Raw genomic sequence first — 3,339 nt, forward strand, 5'->3', positions numbered from 1 at the left:
GGCTCCGGGTCCGGGGCGGGCTCCTTGAATTCCAGCTTCGCGGTGAGCGGGTCGCCCGCCTTGTCCTCGTAGCCCGGCGAACCGAGCGCGTCGGCCGCCTCCTTGGTGAGCGTGGTCGCCAGGCCCGTCATCGCCTGGCCGGCGAAGGCCACCTTGGCCAGGGGCACGTCCTGGGTCGTCGTACCGGCCTTGGTGACGTCCGCGGTGAGCTTCTTGGTGCCGGTGTCGACACGGAAGTCCGAGAGCTTGACCTCGAAGCCGTGGCCGGTCGGCGGGGCGGGCGAGGAGAAGGTGACGCTGCCCTTGAAGGCCGCCTTGACCACGGGGCCGCCGGCGGGGTCGTACTGGCCGGTCGGCTCGACGAAGCGCAGCGTCCCGTCCTCGTTCTGCCGGGCGCCGTCCGCCACGGTGATGGTGCCCTTGGCCATGCCGGTCACGTAGGCGCGGTAGCTCGCGAGCACGCCCCAGTCGAGGGAGCCGCCGATGATCTCCCTCGGTGCGGCCGGGGGCCCGCCCGCGGCGGTGGCGGGCAGGGCTAACGCGGTGGAGCCGAGCGCGGCGGCGGTGAGAACGGCGGCCGCGAGGGAGATCGGGCGGCGGATGGACGACATGGCTGGGTACTCCTGGGGACAAGAAAGGGGGAAGGGGGAAGGGGAACTACTCGGCAGCGGCCGTGCGCCGCTTGCGGACCACCACGAAGGCGGCGCCGCCGGCCAGGACCAGTACGCCCACGGCCAGGGCGATGAACAGCCCGGTCCTGGAGGACTGCTCGGCCTTCGCGGCGGGAGCGGGCTCGGCGGCCGGCGATGCGGGCGCGGGCGAGGCCGTGGAGCCCAGGTCGGGCAGCGCCGGCAGCTTCGCGGTGGCGTCGAGTGCGACGGCGAGCGAGACGGGATCCATCTCCGTGCCCGCCTTGTACATGGAGTTGAAGGCCTGCGATCCGCCCTCGGTGAGGACGGCCGGCGCCTCCGTCAGGGTGGCCAGCCCGCCCTCGGTCTTCAGGCCCTTGGCGTCGAACTCCACCAGCGGGACGGCGTTCTTCGTCTCGCCGCCGGTGGTCACGTCCGCGGACAGGACGCCCTTGCCGTTCTCCACCTTGACGCCCACCTTTCCGAGCTTGAGGTCCAGATGGGCACCGGTGAACTGGACGGTGCCGGCGAAGGCCGCGTCAAGAGTGCCTTTCCCGCCGTCGTACGCGCCCTTGCCCTGCGGGAAGCGGAACAGCGCGCCGCCGTCCTGGGCGCCCTCGGCGAGCGTCCACTTGCCTTGGCCGACCGAGCCGGTGACGTACTCGCGGAAGGTGCGGCGCACCCCCCAGTCGACGGCGGCGTCGGCGAAGGCGCCCTGCGCCTGCGGGGCCTGCGTGGTGGCGCCCGGCTGCGGGGTCGCCGACGGCGAGGGCTCCGCGGCCGGGGCGGCCTTGACGTCTGCGGAGAGCGAGACGGGGTCGAGCTGCGTGCCGGCCGCGTAGTAGCCGGCGAAGGCCTGGGCGCCCTGCGCGGTGAGGGTGGCCGGGATGTTCGTGAGGGTCAGGGGGCTGGCGCCGCCCTTCATGTTGATGCCGCCGAGGCCGAGCGTGGCGAAGGGCACCTGGGACTGGTTGCTGACCGCGCCGGTGTCCTTGGCCTTGCTGGAGACGTCCACGTAGAGGGTGCCGCTCGCCCCGCTGATCTTGACGGTCGGGCGGCTGACGGTCATGTCCAACTCGTGGACGCCGTCGGGCTTCTGGTGCCCCTGGAAGGTCACCCCGCCCGAGTAGGAGGCCTCGAAGGTTCCGGAGTCCGGGTCGTAGGAGCCGGCCGCCGAGTGGAAGCGGAACAGACTGCCGCCGACCGTGGCGGCCCCGCTCTTCAGCTTGAAACTGCCTTTTGCGACCGGACCGGTGACATAACTCTGGAAAGACGATTTGATACCCCAGTCGAGCCGACCCCCCTGCACGGTGCCCGCGTGGGCGGCGGTTGCCGGGAGCAGGGCCCCCAGCAGGGCCGCCAACAGCGTGACGGCGAACGCGCGGACGGGTCTAGCGGACATGAACGCCCCCTCCTGGGTCTGGCTAAGCAAGGTTAGGCTAACCTAAGCTACTCTTGGCCGGGTTCGTAACCCCCCGGTCCCCGGATCCTCAGTCGGACGATCAGGACGGTGCCTTCGTGCCTACGCCCGCCGCGTCACACCGCATTCCCCGTCTCGCAGTTGCCGTGGCAGCACTGGCACTCGCGCTGACGGGCTGCGGAGGTACGGCCACCACCCCGGGCTCATCCGCCCCCAGCGCAGCCGCCGTCCCGGACCGGTTGGAACCACTCGCTCCGGCGCCGCAGCCCGCACTGCCGGTGACGGTGCCCTCGGCCGACGGCGCCCAGGTCACCATCACCTCCGCGGACCGCGTCGTCCCGCTGACCGGCAGCCTCAACGAGATCGTCCACACGCTCGGCCTCGGCCGGCAGGTCGTCGCCCGGGACATCACCGCCACCTTCGAACAGGCCGCCGCCCTGCCGGTGGTGACACGTGGCCACGACGTCTCCGCCGAGAGCGTCCTGTCCCTGCGCCCCACCCTCGTCATGGCGGAGACCACCAGTGGCCCCGCGGAGGCGATCCAGCAGATCCGCGACGCCGGCATCCCCGTCCTCGTCGTCGCCCCGGCCAAGTCCCTGGACGACGTACCGAAGCGCATCGACACGGTCGCGACCGCGCTGGGCGTCAAGGACGCGGGCACCCAGCTGAACCGGCGCACCGCCGACCGGATCACCGCAGCCCGCAAGGACATTCCGACCGCCTCCGGAAAGAAGCCACGGGTGGCCTTCCTCTACCTCCGCGGCACCGCCTCCGTCTACCTGCTGGGCGGCTCGGACTCCGGCGCCGCCTCCCTGCTGGAAGCGGCCGGCGCGGTCGACACCGGCAAGGAGTCCGGCCTCGGCAAGGACTTCACCCCGATCACCAGCGAGGCCCTCGCGGCCGCCGCCCCCGACGCCATCCTGGTCATGTCCAAGGGCCTCGAATCGGTCGGCGGCATCGACGGCCTGGTGAAGATCCCGGGCGTCGCCCAGACCCCGGCCGGCATGGACCGCCGCGTGCTCACGGTCGACGACGGCGTCCTCCTCAACTACGGTCCCCGCACCGACCAGGTGCTGTCCTCCCTGGTGACCCAGCTCTACGGCAAGGCCGCCTGAAGTGCCGCATGACCTCGCCGGCCAGAACCCGACAGCCGCGCAGACGGCAACGCCCGACACGAGCCCGCCCACCACTTCCACCGGGGACGGGTGTGTGCCGGGGCGCTCCCCGCAGGGCGTCGAACGCCATGTGCCCCGGCAAACACCAGCCCCCGGTGAAAACTGTCTTTTAAAC

General features: G+C 72.0%; 3 protein-coding genes. 1 reads left to right on the plus strand and 2 read right to left on the minus strand.

From position 1 onward, the window contains the following. Positions 1–611, minus strand: a 611-nt coding sequence (locus PV721_RS42390) for an HtaA domain-containing protein (protein ID WP_319734085.1), incomplete at its 3' end; no start/stop codon positions are given. 46 nt (positions 612–657) lie between these two features. Beyond that, positions 658–2,031 (minus strand): HtaA domain-containing protein, encoded by a 1,374-nt coding sequence (locus PV721_RS42395; RefSeq protein WP_319734087.1) that lies wholly within the window; start codon positions 2,029–2,031, stop codon positions 658–660. Between the two features lie 116 nt (positions 2,032–2,147). Between PV721_RS42395 and PV721_RS42400 the strand changes: the two genes are divergently transcribed. Further along, entirely contained in the window at positions 2,148–3,164 is a 1,017-nt protein-coding gene (locus PV721_RS42400) for a heme/hemin ABC transporter substrate-binding protein (protein WP_319734089.1), read from the plus strand. The last annotated feature ends 175 nt before the right edge of the window (positions 3,165–3,339 follow it).

The sequence above is a fragment of the Streptomyces sp. MB09-01 genome, from assembly GCF_033794505.1.
GTDB lineage: Bacteria > Actinomycetota > Actinomycetes > Streptomycetales > Streptomycetaceae > Streptomyces.